The 20761-nt window shown below is 73.6% G+C and carries 18 protein-coding genes; 11 read left to right on the top strand and 7 right to left on the bottom strand.

Annotated features, from left to right (window positions below):
- Positions 1-224: 224 nt before the first annotated feature.
- A complete protein-coding gene (locus HUT06_RS19990; RefSeq protein WP_176197129.1) occupies positions 225-3026 on the top strand; it encodes a family 20 glycosylhydrolase in 2802 nt (933 codons plus the stop codon).
- 29 nt (positions 3027-3055) lie between these two features.
- Here the strand turns inward: HUT06_RS19990 and HUT06_RS19985 are convergent, their stop codons facing one another.
- From HUT06_RS19985 to HUT06_RS19970, 4 genes are all read right to left on the bottom strand, one after another.
- The gene (locus HUT06_RS19985; RefSeq protein WP_176197128.1) at positions 3056-3745 is read right to left on the bottom strand and encodes a TetR family transcriptional regulator; all 690 of its coding nucleotides are present in this window, start codon (positions 3743-3745) and stop codon (positions 3056-3058) included.
- Between the two features lie 121 nt (positions 3746-3866).
- Entirely contained in the window at positions 3867-5096 is a 1230-nt protein-coding gene (locus HUT06_RS19980) for an acyl-CoA dehydrogenase family protein (protein WP_176197127.1), read from the bottom strand.
- A 90-nt stretch (positions 5097-5186) separates the two neighbouring features.
- The gene (locus tag HUT06_RS19975; RefSeq protein ID WP_176197126.1) at positions 5187-6170 is read right to left on the bottom strand and encodes a glucosyl-3-phosphoglycerate synthase; all 984 of its coding nucleotides are present in this window, start codon (positions 6168-6170) and stop codon (positions 5187-5189) included.
- A gap of 139 nt (positions 6171-6309) precedes the next feature.
- A complete protein-coding gene (locus HUT06_RS19970; protein ID WP_176197125.1) occupies positions 6310-7746 on the bottom strand; it encodes a helix-turn-helix domain-containing protein in 1437 nt (478 codons plus the stop codon).
- 148 nt (positions 7747-7894) lie between these two features.
- Here HUT06_RS19970 and aceA point away from each other — a divergent pair, with 148 nt between their 5' ends.
- The 5 genes from aceA to HUT06_RS19945 all read left to right on the top strand — a co-directional run bounded on the left by aceA (position 7895) and on the right by HUT06_RS19945 (position 13637).
- Entirely contained in the window at positions 7895-9178 is a 1284-nt protein-coding gene (gene aceA, locus HUT06_RS19965; RefSeq protein WP_176197124.1) for an isocitrate lyase, read from the top strand.
- Between the two features lie 248 nt (positions 9179-9426).
- A complete protein-coding gene (locus tag HUT06_RS19960) occupies positions 9427-10947 on the top strand; it encodes a M1 family metallopeptidase (protein ID WP_176197123.1) in 1521 nt (506 codons plus the stop codon).
- Positions 10948-11045: 98 nt separating this feature from the next.
- Positions 11046-11834 (top strand): ABC-2 family transporter protein, encoded by a 789-nt coding sequence (locus HUT06_RS19955; RefSeq protein ID WP_176197122.1) that lies wholly within the window; start codon positions 11046-11048, stop codon positions 11832-11834.
- Positions 11827-12645 (top strand): ABC transporter permease, encoded by an 819-nt coding sequence (locus tag HUT06_RS19950; protein WP_368406977.1) that lies wholly within the window; start codon positions 11827-11829, stop codon positions 12643-12645. The genes HUT06_RS19955 and HUT06_RS19950 overlap by 8 nt, the downstream gene beginning before the upstream one ends.
- Complete coding sequence (locus HUT06_RS19945; RefSeq protein WP_254715284.1) at positions 12645-13637, top strand: ATP-binding cassette domain-containing protein; 993 nt, start codon at positions 12645-12647, stop codon at positions 13635-13637. Before HUT06_RS19950 ends, HUT06_RS19945 begins: the two co-directional genes overlap by 1 nt.
- Here the strand turns inward: HUT06_RS19945 and HUT06_RS19940 are convergent.
- Positions 13586-14251 carry a response regulator gene (locus tag HUT06_RS19940; protein ID WP_176197121.1) on the bottom strand — a complete coding sequence of 222 codons (666 nt, stop codon included), beginning with the start codon at positions 14249-14251 and terminating at the stop codon, positions 13586-13588. The genes HUT06_RS19945 and HUT06_RS19940 overlap by 52 nt on opposite strands.
- Positions 14252-14270: 19 nt before the next feature.
- Positions 14271-15893: a sensor histidine kinase gene (locus tag HUT06_RS19935; protein WP_176197120.1), complete on the bottom strand. Its 1623-nt coding sequence runs from the start codon at positions 15891-15893 to the stop codon at positions 14271-14273.
- Between the two features lie 169 nt (positions 15894-16062).
- On the opposite strand from HUT06_RS19935, the gene HUT06_RS19930 reads away from it, so the two are divergent.
- The 3 genes from HUT06_RS19930 to HUT06_RS19920 are packed head-to-tail and all read left to right on the top strand — an operon-like array spanning position 16063 to position 18887.
- The gene (locus HUT06_RS19930; RefSeq protein ID WP_217711353.1) at positions 16063-16908 is read left to right on the top strand and encodes an ABC transporter ATP-binding protein; all 846 of its coding nucleotides are present in this window, start codon (positions 16063-16065) and stop codon (positions 16906-16908) included.
- Entirely contained in the window at positions 16898-17791 is an 894-nt protein-coding gene (locus HUT06_RS19925; protein WP_176197119.1) for an ABC transporter permease, read from the top strand. Before HUT06_RS19930 ends, HUT06_RS19925 begins: the two co-directional genes overlap by 11 nt.
- Before the next feature lie 22 nt (positions 17792-17813).
- Entirely contained in the window at positions 17814-18887 is a 1074-nt protein-coding gene (locus HUT06_RS19920; RefSeq protein WP_217711352.1) for an ABC transporter substrate-binding protein, read from the top strand.
- 40 nt (positions 18888-18927) lie between these two features.
- Here HUT06_RS19920 and HUT06_RS19915 read toward each other — a convergent pair whose 3' ends face one another.
- Complete coding sequence (locus tag HUT06_RS19915) at positions 18928-19413, bottom strand: hypothetical protein (protein ID WP_176197118.1); 486 nt, start codon at positions 19411-19413, stop codon at positions 18928-18930.
- 243 nt (positions 19414-19656) lie between these two features.
- On the opposite strand from HUT06_RS19915, the gene HUT06_RS19910 reads away from it, so the two are divergent.
- Together HUT06_RS19910 and HUT06_RS19905 are read left to right on the top strand one after the other, a co-directional pair.
- Positions 19657-20268, top strand: a complete 612-nt coding sequence (locus HUT06_RS19910) for a hypothetical protein (RefSeq protein WP_176197117.1) — start codon at positions 19657-19659, stop codon at positions 20266-20268.
- A 5-nt stretch (positions 20269-20273) separates the two neighbouring features.
- Complete coding sequence (locus HUT06_RS19905; protein ID WP_176197116.1) at positions 20274-20759, top strand: hypothetical protein; 486 nt, start codon at positions 20274-20276, stop codon at positions 20757-20759.
- The last annotated feature ends 2 nt before the right edge of the window (positions 20760-20761 follow it).

Raw genomic sequence — 20761 nt, 5'->3', positions numbered from 1 at the left:
CGGCCCGCGGCGGCGCCTCCGGGGCGCCGTCGCGGGCCGTCGCGCGCCCGTCAAGTTCCACGCGCTGGCCGGAGGCGGCCGGACGGCGCGGCCTGCGGCTACGCCGGTGACCGGATCAGGCGCCGGGGCGCATCAATCTTTTAGGTTACTTTCCTATCCATTGGCGCGCCGACCCGGCCCCTGCCGGTTCCCCCCACCGTCCCGTGGAGAACGGTATTCGCAGCATGAACCCGAGACATCGATACGCGGCCGGGCTGTCGGCCGCCGCGCTCACCGCCGCGCTCGCGGCGCCCGCCGCGCCCGGCCCGGCGTCGGCGGCCTGCCGCCCGGCGGCGCGCGACCTCCTGATCACCTATCAGCCGGTCGACCACACCGTGGCCGACGCGCAGTACCACCTCGCGCGGCTCACGATCGCCAACGGCGACGACCGCTGCGCGTTGGGCGCGGACGGCTGGGCGATGTACTTCAACGCCGTCCGCCGTCCCGCCGCCGTGCTCGACGGCGCGGCGGGCGACACCGCCCGCGCGCAGCTCGCCGGCCAGGGCCTCGCCGTGGCCCGCGCGGACGCGGCGCGGAGCGGCGACTTCTACACGCTCGAGCCGGCCGCCGGGTTCGCGCCCGTCGCGCCCGGCGAGCGGCGCGAGATCGACATCAATTTCGAGCTGTGGGCGGTGCACAAGTCCGACGGGCCCGCCGGATGGACGATCCGGTTCGGCGGCGGCCGGCCCGCGTGGGTGCCCGCGCGCAACCTGCTCGACCCGGCCGACCCGAAGCAGACCACCGCGTTCTCCGGCGACCACCGGCCGGTCGAGACGGCGGCGACCCGCTACGCGGCGAACACCTCCCCGAAGACCGACCTCACGCTGCGGCAGAGCCTCGTCCCGCAGCCGCTGTCGGCGGCGGAGTCGGGCGGGACGGTCGCGGTCGGCGGCCTCTCGCACGTCTCGGCGCCGCGCTCCCTGCGCGGCGAGGCCGGCTACCTGCGCTCCGCGCTGCGCGACGTCGCGCGGGGACGCGGCGCGCCCGTCTCGCTGCGCGTGGACCCCCGGCTCGACGTCGACGACGACGGCGCGCCCGACCCCGAGGGCTACACGCTCACCACGACCCGGCACGGCGTCCGGATCGTCGGCACCGACCGGGCCGGGGTGCTGTACGGCATCCAGACGCTGCGGCAGCTCGTCCCCGCGGCCGACTACGAGGCGGCGGCGGGCGGCCACCGACCGGCCACCGTGGACGTCCCGCGCGCCCGGATCGCCGACGCGCCGCTGTTCGGCTACCGGGGCCTGCAACTCGACGTGGGGCGCCACTTCGAGACCAAGGCGACCGTCCAGAAGTTCCTCGACCTGATGAGCTTCACCAAGCTCAACCGGCTGCACCTCGGGCTGACCAACGACGAGGGCTGGCGGCTGGAGATCCCGGGGCTGCCCGAGCTGACCGGCTTCGGCTCCAGGCGGGAGTTCGACCTGGCGGAGACGGGCGCGCTGCACCAGGGCATGGGGTCGGCCGGCGACCTCGGCCCCGGCGACGGGATCACCGGGAAGGCGCGCGGCGAGACCGAGGCCAACCTCGGCGTCCGGCCCGCCCACCAGGGCTACGAGCAGAGCACCGCCAACTTCGTCGGCAAGGGCGGCGGCTTCTACTCCGTGCGGGACTTCGAGGAGATCCTGCGGTACGCGGCCGAGCGGCACATCGAGGTCGTCCCCGAGCTGAACTTCCCGGCGCACGCCCGCGCCGCCGTCCAGTCGATGGAGCGCCGCTACCAGCGGACGCACGACGCCACCTACCGGCTGCTCGACCCGGGCGACACGAGCCGGCACGTCAGCGTCCAGTACTACGACGACAACCTCGCCAACCCGTGCCTGAGCAGCACGTACGCGTTCCTGGACAAGGTCGTGTCCGAGGTGTCGAAGATGTACCGGAGCGCGGGCGTGCCGCTGAACCGGATCAACCTCGGCGGCGACGAGCCGCCCGGCCCGCCCGAGGGCTGGTGGTCCGGATCGCCGGCGTGCGCGAGCGACCCGGCGACCGCCGGAAAGTCCGGTGAGGAGCTCAAGGAGCTGTTCTTCACCCGCTGGAACGGCATCGCGCACAAGTACGCGCCGCACACCGCCGGGTGGGAGGACATCACCGACCCGACCCGCGCGTTCCGCCTCAAGGGCTTCAGCCCGCTGCCGTGGCAGAACGTCTGGGGCTGGGGCCGGGAGGACTGGGCGTACCGGTTCGCCAACGAGGGCACCCCGGTGATCCTCGCCCACGCGACCAACCTCTACATGGACCTCGCCTACAACAAGGACCCGGACGAGCCCGGCTACTACTGGGCCGCCTACGTGGACGAGAAGTCGACGTTCGCCTACCAGCCGTTCAACGTGTACGCGAACGCGACCGAGGACCGCTGGGGCAACCCAGTGACGCCGAACCCGTCCTGGACGAAGCTGACGCCCGAAGGCCGCGAGAACATCCTCGGCCTGGAGGCGCAGCTGTGGGGTGAGAACGGCAAGACGCCGGAGATCCGCGAGTACCAGGCGTTCCCCAAGCTCCTCGGCGCCGCCGAGCGGGCCTGGAACCGCGACACCCCCGCCCCGGCCGAGATGGAGGCGGCCTGGAACGTCTTCACCAACACCCTCGGCCAGAAGACGTTCCCGCTCCTGTCCTTCTACCAGCCGGTCGGGCTGGACGGCACGGGCGTCAACTACCGCGTCCCGCCGCCCGGCGCCAAGGTGTCAGGCGGGACGCTCGCGGCGAACGTCCGCGACCCGGGCATGGCCGTCGAGTACTCGACGGACGGCGTGCGCTGGCGGCCCTACACCGGCCCCGTGCGGGTCGGCGAGTACGCGCTCACCCGCACCCGCAGCGCCGACGGCCGCACCAGCCGCATCTCGCAGGCCGGCGTCCCCGGCTGGCGGAGCGGCGCCTCCTACGAGCCCGGCGCCCTGGTGACCCACCGGGGCGAGCTGTTCCGGGCGACGCGTCCGGGCACCGGCGGGGAGCCCGGACTGCCGCGCGGCGGCTGGACGCTCCTCCGGTAGCCGCGCGGGCCCGCGGCCCGGCCGTCTCCTCAGCGGACGGCCGGGCCGCCGGGCACGTCCAGGCCGGGCGCGTCCATGCCGGGCACGTCCATGGGGGCGCCGTGCGCGCGGGCGCCGGACGCGGCGGCGGGCAGCCCGCCGAGGACCAGGTCGACGAGCCCGTCCACGACGGCCTCGCGCGGCACCTCCGCGGCGTGGTCGAGCCACCAGTCGCCGGCGGTCTGCACCATGCCGACGATCGCGTGGCCCCACACGTAGGCGCGGGTGCGGTCCGCCATCTCGCCCTCGGCGATCATCACCTCGGCCAGCTCCCGGCTCACGTCGCGGATCATTGTGCTCATCGCGCTGTGCGTGGCGGTGTCCTCGGCGCTCGCCCGGTGCATCAGGAACCGGTACAGGTTGAGGTTCTTGGAGATGGTGGCCAGGTAGGTGTCGATGGTGGAGCGGGTCCGGTCGCGGACCGGCTCGTCGCGGGAGAACTCGTCCCGGATGCCCTCGATCAGCTTGCGCGTGTGCCGCTCGGCGAGGGCCTGGTAGAGGCCGCTCTTGTCGCCGAAGTGGCGGTAGAGGATCGGCTTGCTGATCCCCGCCTCGGCGGCGATCGCGGCCATGGACGCCTCCGGCCCCTCCCGCTGGATGACCCGGTCTGCGGCCTCCAGCAGGGCGCGGCGGCGGCCGGGGTCGCGCCGCGCTCCCGGCTTGCCCGCCGCAGTCGTCATGGAAGGCACGCTATCGGGGGTGTTACCCGGTGACAACACCGGTGTCACCGGATGACAACGCGCCCCCGCCCGGCGGCGTCCCGGCGGGGCCGGGACGCCCGCCGGGCGCGCGGGCCGGCCACTAGCGGACCGGGAGGCCGGTGACGGTGCGGCCGATGACCAGGCGCTGGATCTCCGAGGTGCCCTCGAAGATGGTGAAGATCTTGGAGTCGCGGTGCATGCGCTCGACCGGGTACTCGCGGGTGTAGCCGTTGCCGCCGAGGATCTGGATGGCCTCCTCGGTGACGTGGACCGCCATCTCGCTGGCCATCAGCTTGGCCATCGAGCCCTCGGCGTTCGCGAAGTCCTTGCCGGTGCGCGCCATCCAGGCGGCGCGCCAGACCATGAGGCGCGCGGCGTCCAGGCGGGTCTTCATGTCGGCGAGCTTGAAGGCGACGGCCTGGAAGTCGCCGATCTTGCGGCCGAACTGCTCGCGCTCGCGCGCGTACTGCAGGGCGTAGTCGTAGGCGGCGCGGCCGACGCCGAGCGCCATCGCGCCGACGGACGGGCGGGTCGTCTCGAACGTCTTCAGCGCGGCCTGGCCCTTGGAGCTCTTGCCCTCGCGGGTGCGCGCGATGCGCTCGTCGAACTTCTCCTTGCCGCCGACGATCAGGTGCGCGGGGACGCGCACGCCGTCCAGGATGACCTCGGCGGTGTGGGAGGCGCGGATGCCGTGCTTCTTGAATTTCTGGCCCTGCTTCAGGCCGGGGGTGTTCGGCGGGATGATGAAGCTGGCCTGGCCGCGGCTGCCCAACTCGGGGTACACCGACGCCACGACGACGTGGACGTCGGCGATGCCGCCGTTGGTCGCCCAGGTCTTGGTGCCGTTCAGCACCCACTCGTCCTTGGCCTCGTCGAAGACGGCGCGGGTGCGGATCGAGCCGACGTCGCTGCCGGCGTCGGGCTCGGAGGCGCAGAACGCGCCGAGCTTGACGTCGTCGGCGCTGCCGAACATCTGCGGCACCCACTCGGCGGTCTGCTCGGGGGTGCCGACGGCGGCGACGGACGCGGCGGCGAGGCCGGTCCCCACGATCGACAGCGCGATGCCCGCGTCGCCCCAGAACAGCTCCTCGAACGCCACCGGGATGCCGAGGCCCGTCGGCTCCAGCCACTGGGTGGCGAAGAAGTCGAGGGAGTAGATCCCGACCTTGGACGCCTCCTGGATCAGCGGCCAGGGCGTCTCCTCGCGCTCGTCCCACTCCTGCGCCGCCGGGCGGATGACGTCCCTGGCGAACTCGTGCACCCAGTCCCTGACCTCGCGAACGTCCTCGCTGGGCTCCAGCGAGAACGGCGCCTGCTCCGCGCTCGTCATGTTAATTCGACCCTTTCTCCAATATCGCTGTTACCAACGGTAGCACCACCGGCCGTTACCGCGGGTAACACCGTGGCCGGAGTCACAGGCCTACCGGGTGCCCGGCGAGAAGGAGCGGGCGGCGGCGTAGCCGGGCACCTCGATCATCGGCGGGCGCTCCCCCACGGCGACGTCGATGGTGCGGGCGTCGTGGCCGTCCGCGCCGCGGTGGAAGCGGGTGAGCGCGGTGGAGGGCGCCTCCAGCGGGATCATCCGGCCGTGCCGCTCCAGCCGCGACCAGGCCGCCTGCATGATCTGCCCGGACATCGCGCCGAGCGCCTCGGTGGACTGGTGGGCGTGCACCCGGCGGCCGAGGTCGACCTGCGCGATCGCGTCCAGCCCGGCGTGCTGGTAGACGTCCAGCAGCAGGCCGAGCTCCACGCCGTAGCCGGTGACGAACGGCAGCCGCTCCAGCAGCGCGCGCCGGCCCGCGTACTCGCCGCCGAGCGGCTGCATGACGCCGGCGAGCAGCGGCCAGTGCATGTTGATCAGGGGGCGGGCGACCAGCTCGGTGACCCGGCCGCCGCCGCCCTCGACGCGCCGCTCGCCGTCCACCAGCGGGCGGTCGTAGCAGCCCTTCACGTAGCCGACCGCCGGATCGGTCAGCAGCGGGCCGAGCAGCCCGGTGACGTAGGACGAGGTGAACTCGCGCAGGTCGGCGTCGACGAACACCAGCAGGTCGCCGGACGTGGCGTACAGCGACTTCCACAGCGCCTCGCCCTTGCCGGACATGCGGCCGAGGCCGGGCAGGACGGCGTCCTGCGCGACCACCCGGGCGCCCGCCGCCGCGGCGACGGCGGCGGTCCGGTCGGTGGAGCGGGAGTCGACCACGACGATCTCGTCCACCAGCGGGATCCGCTCGACCAGGTCGGTCCGGACGGCCGCGACGATCGCGCCGACCGTGGCCTCCTCGTCGCGCGCGGGCAGCACGACGCTGATCGCGGTGTCGCCCTTGGCGTCGAGCAGGAGGCGCGGCGGCCAGTCCCCCGCCGTGCCGGTGCGGCGGGCCAACCACGACGCGACCTCGGGCAGCACGCGCTCCCCCTCCCCTCTGGCCGTCCCGGACGGAACGCCCCCTCACTAACAGGGAACGCCAAATCCTCCCAGATCATTCACCGGCGGGACGGGAGGGAAGGAACCGACCCGCAGAGTTGACGCGGGCGCAACACACCCGTCATTCGGCGGCGTGCTTGTCGAGGAACTCGTACACGTCGGCGTCGTCCACGCCGGGGAAGGCGCCGGGCGGCAGGACGGACAGGACGTGCGAGTGCGCGCGCGCCGACGGCCAGGCCATGCCCTCCCAGCGGTCCGACAGCTCCTTCGGGGGCCGCTGGCAGCAGTCGCCGTCCGGGCAGGCCGACTTGACCCGCCGGGTCGTCTCCCGGCCGCGGAACCAGCGCGAGTCCTCGAACCGGACGCCCAGCGTGATCGCGAAGTCGCGCTCGTGGCTCGGGTCGATGTGCGACAGGCACCAGTACGTCCCGTTGGGGGTGTCGGTGTACTGGTAGTAGACGGAGAAGCGGTCCGCGGCGCCGAACACGTGCCGGCCGGCCCACTCGCGGCACATCCGCTGGCCCTCGATCGCGCCGTCCTCGTCCTGCGGGAACGCAAGGCCGTCGTTGGCGTAGGCCTTGTAGATGGTGCCGTTCTCGTCGTTCTTGGTGAAGTGCAGCTGCAGCCCGAGATGGTGGGTCGCGACGTTGGTGAAGCGGTGCGCGGCCATCTCGTAGGAGACGGAGAAGACGTCCGCCAGGTCCTCCACCGACAGCTCCCGGGCCGCCTTCGCCTCCTGGAGGAAGGGGACGACGCTGCGCTCGGGCATCATGATCGCCGCGCCGAAGTAGTTGGCCTCGACGCGCTGGCGGAGGAAGTCGGCGAAGTCGCGCGGCTGGTCGTGGTCGAGCGCGATGTGCCCGAGGGTCTGCAGCAGGATCGTCCGCGGCGTGTGCATGCCGAGCTGCTCGCGCTCCAGGTAGATCCGCCGGTTGCGCAGGTCGGTGACGGACCGGACGGAGCGCGGCAGGTCCTGCACGTACTGGAGGCTGAAGCCGAAGTGGCCGACCAGCGTCATCAGCAGGCCCTGCGAGACGGCGCCGCGCCGGTACCCGACCGCGTCGAGGGTCTGCGCGGCGACCCGCTCGATCTCCGGGAAGTGGTTGCCGCGCTCGTGCATCTGGCGGCGCAGCTCGGCGTTGGCCTTGCGCGCCTCCTCGGGGCTCGCGGTGGGCTTGGTGCGGCTGCGCCGCAGCTCCCCGTACAGCGCGAGGATGTGCTCGATCACCTCGTTCGGCATCCGCTTGCCGACCTTGAGGTGCGACAGCCCGAGCGTCCGGTACAGCGGGTCGCGCTGGGCCTCCTCCAGCTGGATCTCCAGCTGGGCGCGGCGGCTCGGCGGCTGCCGGCGCAGCAGCTCCTCCACCGGGCACTCCAGCGCGGCGGCCAGCGCCTGCAGCAGCGACAGCTTCGGCTCGCGCCGCCCGTTCTCCAGCAGCGACAGCTGGGACGGGGCGCGGCCGACCCGCTCGCCGAGCTCCGCGAGCGTCAGCCCGCGGCCGCGCCGCAGGTGCCGGAGCCGCTGCCCGAAGGTGACGAGGTCTACGTCGCTCGTCAAGTTGAGGGGTTCTTCTTGTCGCAAGGTCGTCACGGCTTCATCGTAGCGGAAATTTCGCAGTTCTTTCGTTACTCGCCAGTTCATTAAGGGGTTGCGACCGGGGCATAGTCGTTGCAAGCACCCAGGGGACGACACGGAAGGGCACATCATGAGCGACAGTCGCCTCAAGGGCGCAGCCGAGGAGCTGCAGCGACAGTGGGAGACCGACCCCCGCTGGAAGGGCGTCGAGCGGACCTACACGGCCGAGGACGTCGTGCGGATCCGCGGTTCGGTCCAGGAGGAGCACACCCTCGCGCGCCTCGGCGCCGAGCGGCTCTGGAAGCTCCTGCACGAGGAGGACTACGTCCACTCCCTCGGCGCGCTGACCGGGCTGCAGGCCGTCCAGCAGGTCAAGGCCGGCCTCAAGGCCATCTACCTGTCCGGCTGGCAGGTCGCGGCGGACGCCAACCTGGCGGGCCAGACCTACCCGGACCAGAGCATCTACCCGGCGAACTCGGTCCCGGCCGTGGTCCGCCGCATCAACAACGCGCTGCTGCGCGCCGACCAGGTGCAGTGGGCCGAGGGCGAGGGCGACACGCACTTCCTCGCCCCGATCGTGGCCGACGCCGAGGCCGGCTTCGGCGGCGTGCTGAACGCCTTCGAGCTGATGAAGGGCATGATCGCCGCGGGCGCCGCGGGCGTGCACTGGGAGGACCAGCTGGCCTCCGAGAAGAAGTGCGGCCACCTCGGCGGCAAGGTCCTCATCCCGACCTCGCAGCACATCAAGACGCTCAACACCGCCCGCCTCGCGGCGGACATCTCGGGCGTGCCGTCCCTGATCATCGCGCGGACCGACGCCGAGGCCGCGACCCTGATCACGACGGACGTGGACGAGCGCGACCGCGAGTTCACCACCGGCGAGCGCACCGCCGAGGGCTTCTACCGGGTCCGCAACGGCATCGAGCCCTGCATCGCCCGCGCCAAGGCCTACGCGCCGTACTCCGACCTCATCTGGATGGAGACCGGCACCCCGGACCTGGAGCAGGCCCGCAAGTTCGCCGAGGCGGTCAAGGCCGAGTACCCCGACCAGATGCTCGCCTACAACTGCTCGCCGTCCTTCAACTGGAAGGCGCACCTGGACGACGCGACCATCGCCAAGTTCCAGCGCGAGCTCGGCCACATGGGCTTCAAGTTCCAGTTCATCACGCTGGCCGGCTTCCACGCGCTCAACTACGGCATGTTCGACCTGGCCCACGGCTACGCCCGCGAGGGCATGACCGCCTACGTCGAGCTGCAGGAGCGCGAGTTCGCGGCGGCCGAGAAGGGCTTCACCGCGGTCAAGCACCAGCGCGAGGCCGGCACCGGCTACTTCGACATGGTCAGCACCGCCATCGCGCCCGACTCGTCCACCACGGCGCTGAAGGGCTCCACGGAAGAGGGCCAGTTCCACTGATCCGCCCGGGCCGGCCGCGCCCCCGGCACGGCCGGCCCGTCCTTCCCGATCCACCCCCCTAGGCCCCGAAGGCCCCCGCGTCCCTACACCCGCGGGGGCCTTCCGGTGTCCAGGGGCCCGCGCGGGCCCCTCCGGTCCGCCCCCGGCCGCCCCGCCCATCCGGCCACATGCGGCAAGGCACCTCGACAACGGCCGATAATCGGCGCATCGTGAGCGCGCTAGTCGATCACTCTCGGAGAGGATCCCTGATGGCGCGTCACCCCCGGTCCATCCGGTCCCGGGCGATCCCCGGCCGGATGCTGCCGATCGCCGTCGCCGCCGTGAGCGTCGTCGCGCTGGCCCCCGCGGCCGCCGCGGACGCCGCCGGCCGCCACCACGGGCGCTTCACCCCCGGCGCCCCCGGAGTCGGCGACCCCTACTTCCCGCTGGAGGGCAACGGCGGCTACGACGTCCGGCACTACTCGCTGGACCTGAGCTACGACCCCGACCACGACCAGCTCGACGGGACCGTCACGATCACCGCGCGGGCCACCCAGAACCTGTCGCGGTTCGACCTGGACCTGTCCGGGATGGACGTGGAGCGGATCTGGGTCGGCGGGCAGCGGGCGCACTACCGGCGGCAGGGCCAGGAGCTGATCATCACGCCGCGGCACGGCCTGCGGCGGGGGTCGGTGTTCCGGACGGTCGTCAAGTACGGCGGCGTCCCGCAGACCATCGTCGGCTCCCCCATCGTGTTCGGCTCCCCGTACGGGTTCCTGCACACCCCCGACGGCGCGTTCGTCGGCGGCGAGCCGAACGGCGCCCGCACCTGGTTCCCGGTCAACGACCATCCGAGCGACAAGGCGACCTACGACTACACGATCCGGGTGCCGGAGGGGCTGACGGCCGTCGCCAACGGGCGCCTGACCGGGCACCGCGGCGCCGCCGCCACGTTCAGCCGGCGCCCCGGCAAGACCCGGGCCGAGGTGTTCCGCTGGCGCGAGGACAGCCCGATGGCGAGCTACCTCACCACGATCGACATCGGCAAGTGGGTCGTGAAGCAGGGCCGCACGCCGGGCGGCGTGCCCAACTACACGGCCGTCGACCCCGTCCTGCTGCAGAACCAGCCGGACGCGGTCGACTTCTTCTACGGCACCACCGGCGAGGTCACCGACCTGTGGTCGAAGGCGTTCGGCCGCTACCCGTTCGGCGGCACCGGCGCGATCGCCGACGACGCCCGCTTCGAGGGGCAGCCGCTCGGGTTCTCGCTGGAGACCCAGAGCAAGCCCGTCTACTCGGCGGTGCGCAGCACCGGGACGATCGCGCACGAGCTGGCGCACCAGTGGTTCGGCGACGCGGTGTCGCCGGCGCAGTGGAAGGACGTCTGGCTCAACGAGAGCTTCGCGACCTGGGCCGCCTGGTACTACACCGAGCTGAAGGGCGGGCGGAGCGTCCACGACGCGGCCCGCGCCACCTACGCCGCGCGCCCGTTCCCCGACCGCGAGGGCCGGCCGTTCTGGTCGGTGCTGACGGCCGACCCGCAGCGCGACACCATGTTCAACGACCGCGTCTACAACGGCGGCGGCATGATGCTGCAGTTCCTCCGGGAGAAGATGGGCGACGACGCGTTCTTCACCCTGCTGCGCACCTGGTACGCCACGCACAAGTACGGCAACGCCCGGACCGCCCAGTTCACCTCCATGGCGCAGCGGATCGCCGGGCAGGACCTGAGCGCGTTCTTCCACGACTGGCTCTACTCCCCCATCAAGCCCGAGATCCCGCAGGACTGACCGCCCCGCGCGGAACCGGCCCCCGGCGCCCCGCCGGGGGCCGGTTCTGTGGCGGATTACGTGGTAAGCGGTGTCCCGCCGCCCTAGGATTCCGGCAAGTGGGGGTTCTTCCGTGGGTGTGGTGGTACGGCTTCCGCCGGCACACCTCGTACCCGCTCGGCTCGCTGACCGAGTCGCTGACCAACACCCTGTTCGGCTTCATGCGCGCCTACGTCCTGCTCGCGCTGTGGGACGTGCGGCCCTCGCTCGGCGGGTACGACGCCGCCGACGCCGTCACCTTCTGCTTCCTCACCCAGGCGCTGATCGGGCCGGTGCAGGTCTTCGGCGGGATGGACCTCACCGAGCGCATCCGCAACGGGGACGTGGCGATCGACCTGTACCGCCCGGTCGGCCTGCAGGGCTGGTGGCTCGCCGACGACCTCGGCCGCGCGGCGGGCTCCCTGCTGCTGCGCGGCGGCCCGCCGCTGGTCGCCGGGGCCCTGGTGTTCCCGTTCCGGGCGCCCGCTCCCGCGAACCTCGCCGCGTTCGAGGTGGCGCTGGTCCTCGCGGTGACGGTGGGCTTCGGGCTGCGCTACCTGGTGGCGCTCGGGATGTTCTGGCTGCACGACGACCGCGGCCTGCAGGCCGTCACGCTCGTGATGTCGCTGTTCTTCTCCGGCATGATCCTGCCGCTGGTCGTCTTCCCGGGGCGGCTCGGCGACGTGGCGCGGGCGCTGCCGTGGTCGGCGCAGATCCAGGTGCCGGCGGATGTGTTCCTCGGCCGGCACACCGGCGCCGGGCTGCTCGGCGCGCTGGCGTTCCAGGCGGCCTGGGCCGCGGCGCTGCTCGGCGCCGGGGCGCTGCTGACGCGGGCCGCCCGGCGGAAGCTGGTGGTGCACGGTGGCTGATCCGGCCGGGGCCGGCGCGGTCCGCATGTACGGGCTGCTGGCCTGGACGTGGATCCGCGCGGCGGCGCAGTACCCGGTGTCGATGGTGCTGCTGTCCCTCACCACCGCGGCCGTCACCGGGCTGGACGTGGCCGCGATCGTGCTGCTGTTCGCGCACGCGCCGCGCATCGCCGGGTTCGGCGCCGCCGAGGTGCTGTTCCTCTACGGCACCTCCGCGCTGGCGTTCGGGATCTCCGACATCCTGCTCGGCACCACCGAGCGGCTCGGGCACCACGTCCGGCAGGGCACCCTCGACGCGATGCTGGTGCGGCCGGTGAGCCCGCTCGTCCAGGTCGCGACGGAGGAGTTCTCGCCCCGCCGGTTCGGCAAGCTCGTCCCGGCGGTCACTGTGCTGGTGTACGCGGTCGGCGCGGCGGACATCGCGTGGACGCCGGGCCGGACCGCGATGGTCCCGGTCATGGTGCTGTCCGGGGCGGCGATCTTCGGCGGGCTGTGGGTGCTGACCGGCGCGGTCCAGTTCGTGGTGGTCGACGTCCACGGCGCGAGCAAGTCGGTGACCTACGGCGGCGCGTTCCTCACCCAGTACCCGATGACCGTGTTCGCCCGCGACTTCGTGCGCGGCGTGACGTTCATCGTGCCGCTGGCGTTCGTCAACTGGCAGCCCGCGCTGTACGTCCTGGACCGCCCCGACCCGCTCGGGCTGCCCGCGGCGGCGCGGTTCGCCTCGCCGGCGGTCGCGGTGCTGGTGTGCGCGCTCGGCGCGGCGGCGTGGCGGGCGGGGCTGCGGCACTACCGATCGACAGGGAGCTGATGCCGGTGCCGATGATCGAGGCCGCGGACGTCGTCAAGTCGTTCACCGTCCGGGCGCGCGCGGGCGGCCTGCGCCGGACCCGCCGGACCGTGCGCGCCGTGGACGGCGTGTCGTTCACCGTCGAGCCGGGCGAGTTCGTCGGGTACCTCGGCCCGAACGGGGCCGGTAAGTCCACCACGATCAAGATGCTGACCGGCATCCTCACCGCGTCGTCCGGCCGGCTGCGGGTCTGCGGGCTGGACCCGTCGCGGCGCCGCACCTCGCTCGCGCGCCGGCTCGGGGTGGTGTTCGGGCAGCGCACCACCCTGTGGTGGGACCTGCCGCTGCGCGACAGCCTGGCCCTCGTCCGGCGGCTGTACCGGGTGGAGGCGGCGGCGCACCGGGCCCGGCTCGCCGAGCTGACCGGGCTGCTGGAGCTGGAGCCGTTCCTGGACACCCCGGTCCGGCAGCTCAGCCTCGGCCAGCGGATGCGCGGCGACCTCGCCGCCGCGCTGCTGCACGACCCGGAGCTGCTCGTGCTGGACGAGCCGACGATCGGCCTGGACGTGGTGAGCAAGGCGACCGTCCGCGACTTCCTGGCGCGCATCAACGCCGAGCGCGGCACCACGATCCTGCTGACCACGCACGACCTCGGCGACATCGAGCGGCTCTGCCGCCGCGTCATGATCATCGACCACGGGCGGCTCGCGTTCGACGGCGGGCTGGACGCGCTGCGCCGCACCGTGGCCGCCGACCGGCTGCTGGTCGTGGAGCTGGCCCGGCCCGGCCCGCCGATCCGGCTGGACGGGATCGAGGCCGAGCGGGTCGAGGGGCCGCGGCAGTGGCTGCGGCTGCCGCGCTCGGCGAACGCGGCCGCGGTCATCGCCGAGCTGGCCCGGGTCCACGAGGTCCGCGACATCGCGCTGCGCGAGTCCGGGATCGAGGAGGTCCTCGCCGCGCTCTACCGCGGCGACCACGCGTACTGGTGCTCCGGGCGGCCGGTGGCGCCGTAGCGCAGCGTCACCACGACCCGTCCGGACTGCGCGAGCGCGGCCAGGTACCGCTGGGCGGTGGCGCGGGACACCCCGACCTCGTCGGCGATCTCGGCGGCCGAGCGGGGCGCGTCCGCGCGCCGCAGCGCGTCACCGACCAGCCGCGCCGTCACCGGCGACTGGCCCTTGGGCGGGGGCGCCTGCCCGTGCAGCGGCGCGTACAGCGCGCGGACGGCGCCGTCCAGCGCGGCCTGGGTCAGCTCGCCGTCCCCCGACAGCGCCTCCCGGTAGCGGGCGTAGGCGGTGAGCCGCGCGCCGAGCGCGGCGGCGGTGAACGGCTTGACCAGGTAGTGCAGGGCGCCGCCGCGCAGCGCCTCCCGGACGGCGCCGGGGTCGGCCGCCGCCGTCGCCATGATGACGTCGGCGTCCAGCTCGGGCAGCAGGGCGAGGCCGGAGGCGTCCGGCAGGTAGACGTCCAGCAGGACCAGGGCGGGCGCCAGGTCCGCCGCCATGGCGCGGGCCTGGGCGGCGGTGTGCGCGAGCCCGGCGACGGCGAAGCCGCGCACCGCCGCCACGAACTTCGCGTGGACCTGCGCCACCCGGAAGTCGTCGTCCACCACGAGAACGTCGATCACCGCACCGCCTCCGCTCATCTCACCGCACCGCCTCCGCGCCCAGCACCCCGGGGATCCGCGCCACCGCGACGGCACCGCCGGGCCCGTCCGCCCCGGCGGCCACGAACGCCACGTCGCCGCCGCGGGCGCGGGCGGTGCGGCGCGCCAGGCCGAGGCCCAGCCCGCGGGACCGGCCGGCCGGGGCGTCGCGGGTGGACACGCCGTCGTCGAACACCGCCTCGCGCAGCCCGTCCGGCAGACCCTCGCCGGAGTCGGTGACGGTGACGTGCAGGTCGGCGCCGTCGCCGAGCAGCTCGACCTCGACGCGGGCGGGCCGCCGGCGGCCGAGCCGGGCGGCCTCCACGGCGTTGTCGACCAGGTTGCCGACGACGGTCGTCACGTCGAGGGCGTCGGCGACGCGGCCGGGCACGTAGCTGGCGGCGCCGATGTCGAGCCGGACGCCCTTCTCCGCGGCGACCGCGGACTTGGCCGACAGGAACGCGCGCAGGTAGGGGTCCGACACCGGGTCGGGCAGGGTGTCGGGCGCGGGCGCGCGGCGGGCCGCGTCCTCCATCAGCGCGCCGATGTAGTCGGCGGCCTCCGCGGCGTGCCCGAGCTGGAGCAGACCCGACAGCGTGTGCAGCCGGTTGGCGTACTCGTGCCGCTGCGCGCGCAGCGCGTCGAACAGGGTGCTGACCGAGTCCAGCTCGCGGGCGAGGGTCTCCAGGTCGGTGCGGTCGCGCAGCGTGACGACGGCGCCGAGGTCGCGGCGGTCGCGGCGCACCTCCCGCCGGTTGACGACCAGGACCCGCTCGCCCGCCGTGACGAACAGGTTCGCGGCCTCCCGGCGGCCCGTCAGGACGTCCCGCAGCGTGCCCTCGGCGGCGAGGTCCCCGGCGGGCGCGCCGCGCTCGGGCGTGACGCCGAGCAGCCGGGCCGCCTCGTCGTTGCAGACCGCGATCCGCCCCGCGGTGTCGACGGCGACGACGCCCTCGCCGACCCCGTGCAGCACCGCCTCCCGCTCGTGGACGAGCTCGACCAGCTCGTAGGGTTCGAGGCCGAGCGTCTGCCGCTTCAGCCGCCGCCCGATCGCGGCGGACGCGGCCACGCCGAGCAGCACGGCGCCCGCCACGAACAGCGACATCTCGCGCAGCACGTGGCCGAGCTCGCGGTCGATCGCGCGGGCGTCGAACCCGACGCTGACCTCGCCGAGGACCCGGCCGTCCCGCCCGTAGAGGGGCACCTTGCCGCGCGCGGACAGGCCGAGCGTGCCGCGCTCGACGCGCACGACCTCCCGCCCGGCGAGCGCGTCGGACGGGTCGGTGCTCACCCGCTCGCCGAGGCGGGCCGGGTTGGGGTGCGACAGCCGCAGGCCCCGGTGGTCGGTCACCACGACGAACAGCGCCCCGGTGCGGCGGCGGACCCGCTCGGCCCGGTCCTGGACGGTGCGCCCGGGGTCGCCGGCCGCGACCGCGTCGCGGATCTCCGGGTCGGCGGCGACGGACCGCGCGACGGTGAGCGCCCGCTGGCCGTACTGGTCGCGGAGCCGGCCGTCCAGCATCCACGCGACCAGGCCGTAGCCGAGGACGGCCACCACGACGACCACGCCGACCTGCAAGATCAGCACCTGCCGGGCGAAGGAGATGCGGGGCCGGACGGACATGACGTGTCACCGTAATCCATGCCGGCCCGGCCGCCCAGCCCCCGCGGACGGAACCGTGAGCAGAACGCGCGGAAGTCGCGGAAACGCGCGCAACATGGGGATTCGCGGCTTGCGAGCACATCGCGGGCAAGGGTTCCGGTGACGCGCGCCACATCCGTACGGTGCCGCCGTGTCCGAACGAACGAGCGTCCCAGAAGAGCGCACCGAGCGGCCCGGCGGGCCCGTCATCGAGCTGGACGGCGCCACCAAGCGCTTCCGGTCGGCGGGCGGCGTGCACACGGCCGTCCGCGACCTGCACATGAGCGTGGGGCCCGGCGAGTTCGTCGCCGTGGTCGGCCCCACCGGCTGCGGCAAGTCGACCACCCTGTCCCTGGTCTCCGGCCTCGAACCGGCGTCCGCGGGCCGCGTCCTCGTGCAGGGCCGGCCGGTGGACGGCATCCCCGACGGCGTCGGCTACATGTTCCAGAACGACGCCGTGCTGCCCTGGCGGTCCGTGCTCGACAACGTCGCGGCCGGCCCCCGCTACCGGGGCGCGTCCCGCCGGGCGGCCCGCGACCGCGCCCGCGACTGGGTCGCGCGGGTCGGCCTCGCGGGCTTCGAGCGCTACTACCCGCACCAGCTGTCGGGCGGCATGCGCAAGCGCGTCGCCCTCGCCCAGACCCTGGTGAACGAGCCGTCGGTGCTGCTGATGGACGAGCCGTTCTCCGCGCTCGACGTCCAGACCCGCGGCCTGATGCAGGACGAGCTGCTGCGCCTGTGGTCGGGCTCGGGGGCGGCGGTCGTGTTCGTCACCCACGACCTGGAGGAGGCGCTCGTGCTGTCCGACCGCGTCGTGGTGATGACGGCGGGCCCCGCCACCATCAAGGCCGTGTTCGAGGTGCCGCTCGACCGGCCGCGCGACGCCGAGGAGGTCCGCCTGACCGGCGCGTTCCTCGACATCTACCGCGAGGTGTGGGACTCGCTGCGCGAAGAGGTCCAGATCACCCGGGAGAGGGGCGCCGGCCATGCCGCGTGACGCGCAGACCATCGAGCAGGCGCCCGCCGCGGGCCCGGCCGAAACCGGCGACGGCGACCGCGCGGCGATCGCGCGGGCCCGCACCGCGGGGCTGCGCCGCGCCGCCGGCATCAACGCCGTCCGGGTCGCGCTGGTCGCGGTCTGGCTCGGGTCGTGGGAGCTGGCCGCCCGGCACTGGATCGACCCGTTCTACTACTCGATGCCGTCCAAGATCTGGGAGCGGCTGGCCGGCTGGTTCACCGACGGCACCTCGCAGGGCTCGATCTGGGAGCAGATCTCCGTCACCCTGCAGGAGGCCGTCGCGGGCTTCGCGCTCGGCGCGGCGGGCGGCGTGGTCCTCGGCATCGTGCTCGGCCGCAGCCGGTTCCTGTCGGACGTCTGCGCGCCGTTCATCAAGGCCGTCAACGCGATCCCGCGCATCATCCTGGCCTCGCTGTTCATCATCTGGTTCGGGCTCGGCATGCAGTCCAAGATCGCGACGGCGTTCGTGCTGGTGTTCTTCGCGGTGTTCTTCAACGCCTTCCAGGGCGCCCGCGAGGTCGACCGGAACCTGGTGAACAACGCGCGGATCCTCGGCGCGGGCCGGCTGCAGGTGCTGTGGACGATCGTGGTGCCGAGCGCCACGTCCTGGATCCTCGCCTCGCTGCACTCGGCGTTCGGGTTCGCCATCATCGGCGCGATCGTCGGCGAGTACACCGGCGCCGACAAGGGCCTCGGCCTGCTCATCAACCACTCCCAGGGCACCTTCGACGCGGCCGGGATCTACGCCGGAATGATCATCATCACGGTGCTGGCCCTGCTCGCCGAGTGGCTGCTCACGCTGCTGGAGGGCCGGCTGCTGCGCTGGCGCCCGTCCGTCTCCGGCCACGACGTCCAGATCTGACCGCACGACCGGGAGAACCGCCATGCCCAGCACCACCACGCCCAGCACCACCATGCCCAGCACCACGGTCCGGGCGGGCGCCGCCGCGCTCGCCGCCCTCACCGCGCTGTCCTGCCTGTCCGCCTGCCGCGACTCCGGCGGCGGGGACGGCGGCTCCGGCGGCACCGTCAAGATCATGGTCGGCGGCATCGACAAGGTCATCTACCTGCCGGCCAAGCTCACCGAGCGGCTCGGCTACTTCAAGGAGCAGGGCCTGGACGTCCAGTTGCTCACCGAGCCCGCCGGCGCGCAGGCCGAGAACGTCCTCATCTCCGGCGACGTGCAGGCCGTCGTCGGCTTCTACGACCACTCCATCCACCTGCAGACCAAGGGCAAGTGCGTGCAGAGCGTCGTGCAGATGGCCGACGTCCCCGGCGAGGCCGAGATGGTCTCGACGTCGAAGGCGGGCACGCTGACCTCACCGGCCGCGTTCAAGGGCAAAAAGCTCGGCGTCACCAGCCCCGGGTCGTCCACCGACTTCATCACCCGCGCGCTGGCCGTGCGCAACGGCGTGAAGACGTCCGACTACACGACGGTGAAGGCGGGCGCCGGGCAGACGTTCATCTCCACGATGGACAACGGCGGCATCGACGCGGGCATGACGACCGACCCGACGATCGCCAAGCTGGTCAGCACCGGCAAGGCGAAGGTGATGGTCGAGATGCGCACCGAGGAGGGCACCCGCGCGGCGCTCGGCGGGCTGTACCCGTCCAGCTCCCTCTACATGGACTGCGCGTACGTGGAGTCGCACGGCGAGACCGTGCAGAAGCTCGCCAACGCGTTCGTCAAGACGCTCGGCTGGATCAAGGCGCACGACCCGGCGGAGATCGCGGCGAAGATGCCGGCGGACTACGCCGGCGGCGACCCGAAGCTGTACGAGAAGGCGATCGGCGACTCGGCCGGCATGTTCAACGGCGACGGCGTCATGAAGCCGGACGCGGCGGAGAACGTCCTGAAGGTGCTCGCGCAGTTCTCGCCCGAGGTCGGCGAGATGAAGGACCGGATCGACCTGTCGAAGACCTACACGACCGAGTTCGTCACGAAGGCCGAGCAGTGACGAGGGCCGGGCAGTCGTGAGCGCGCGCGGCGGCCGGGCCTCAGCGGGCGCGGCCGCCGCGCTCCATCGCGTTGTAGAAGTCGAGGTCGGCGGCGTCGTCGTCGCGCTCGGAGCTCCAGCGGCGCGGCGCCCAGGCCGGCATCAGCAGCGCGAGGCCCATCATCGCGTAGAGGCCGGAGCCGAGCAGCATGCGCAGCCCGGCGTCCAGGTCCCCCGCCGGCGGCACCCGGCCGGGCAGGTCGAGGACGGCGCCGGGGTCGGCCAGGAACCAGCCGGACAGCCCGAGCAGCGCGAGCGCGGGCACCAGCGAGACCAGCGGCGACGCCCAGCGCGCGACGATGACCACGCCCATCACCAGGCCGACTGCGGCGAGCAGGGCGAACGCGCCGTAGATGCGGGTGCGGTCGGTGATCTCCTGCCCGGTGCCGTCGAAGGACCGGCCGGCCTGCACGTAGCCCCAGGCGGCGCCGTACAGCAGCGCCGGGGTCAGCAGGAGGCCGAGGACGAGGCCGAACGCGTGGCGCACCGCGCATCACATCCATTCGCACGCGCCCGCCGCAGGGCGCGCATCATTCCGGTAGCGGCCCCAATCACAACATGCGAGTCGGGCATAGCGCAGTAAATCCACTCAGATGACCTTGTCTCGCACCGCAGCTCGCCCGGCGCCGCGAGCGGCTCCGGGGCCTGACCGTTTCTTGGTGGTTCGTTTTGAACGCCATTGACCGGGCATCGCGGTCTCATCCTGATCCGACGCACGCTGGAGGAGACCATGTCGACCGCGATATGGGTCGTCATCGCCGTAGTCGTCGTCGCCGCCCTCGCCGCGGCGGCGCACCTGGCCCGCACCAGGTCCCGGACGCGGCGGCTCAGGCGGCGGTTCGGCCCCGAGTACGACCGGGCCGTGCGGGACGCGGGCGGCCGCGCGGCCGCCGAGCGGGAGCTGCTGTCCCGCGAGCGGCGCCACGAGGAGCTGGAGCTGCGGGAGCTGGACCCGGCCAAGCGCGAGCAGTACCACGAGCAGTGGGTCCGCGTTCAGGAGCGGTTCGTCGACACGCCGGCGGCGGCGGTCGAGCAGGCCGACGGGCTCGTCACGGTCGTGATGGGCGAGCGCGGCTACCCCACGCACGGGTTCGAGGAGAAGGTCGCCCACCTGTCGGTCGAGCACGGCCGCACGATGGAGCACTACCGGCGCGCCCACGCGATCGGCGGCAGGGCCGCGTCCAGGGAGGCGTCCACCGAGGACCTGCGGCAGGCCATGGTGCACTACCGCGCGCTGTTCGAGGAGCTGCTCGCCGCGCCCGGCCGCGAGCGGGCCGGGCGGCACGCCGCGGACGGGCCCGCGCCCGAGGCGCCGGCGTCCACCGAGACCCCGAGGAGCTGACCCCCATGGAGCACAGGCGGCACGCCGAGCGAGTACCGGCCCCGGGCGTGCCCGGCGACACCCGCGTCGCCGGTCCCGTACCGGACCCCGCGGCGGACGCGCCGGAGCCCGTCCCGGACACGGCCCCGGACCCCATGCCCGCCGCGGAGCCCGAGCCCGCAGCGGAGCCCGAGCTCACCACGGCCCCCGGATCCGCCGCCGCTCCCGGGACCGCCGCGGCCCCGGACGGGCTGTTCGACCCGGCCGAGACCGAGCGGTTCCGGGAGCGCTGGCGCGAGGTGCAGTCCGCGTTCGTCGACGACCCGGGCGGCGCGGTCCGCCGCGCGGACGCGCTGGCCGCCGAGGCCGCCGAGGCCCTCGGCCGCGCGGTCGCCGCGCACCGGCGGGCGCTGTCGGACGGCCTCGGCGGCGGCGCGGGCGCCGACACCGAGCGGCTCCGGCTGGCGCTGCGCGGCTACCGGGACCTGCTGGACCGCGTCTGCGCCTCGTGAGG

This window comes from Actinomadura sp. NAK00032 (assembly GCF_013364275.1).
GTDB lineage: Bacteria > Actinomycetota > Actinomycetes > Streptosporangiales > Streptosporangiaceae > Spirillospora.
This window is presented reverse-complemented; position numbering and strand designations above follow the sequence as displayed.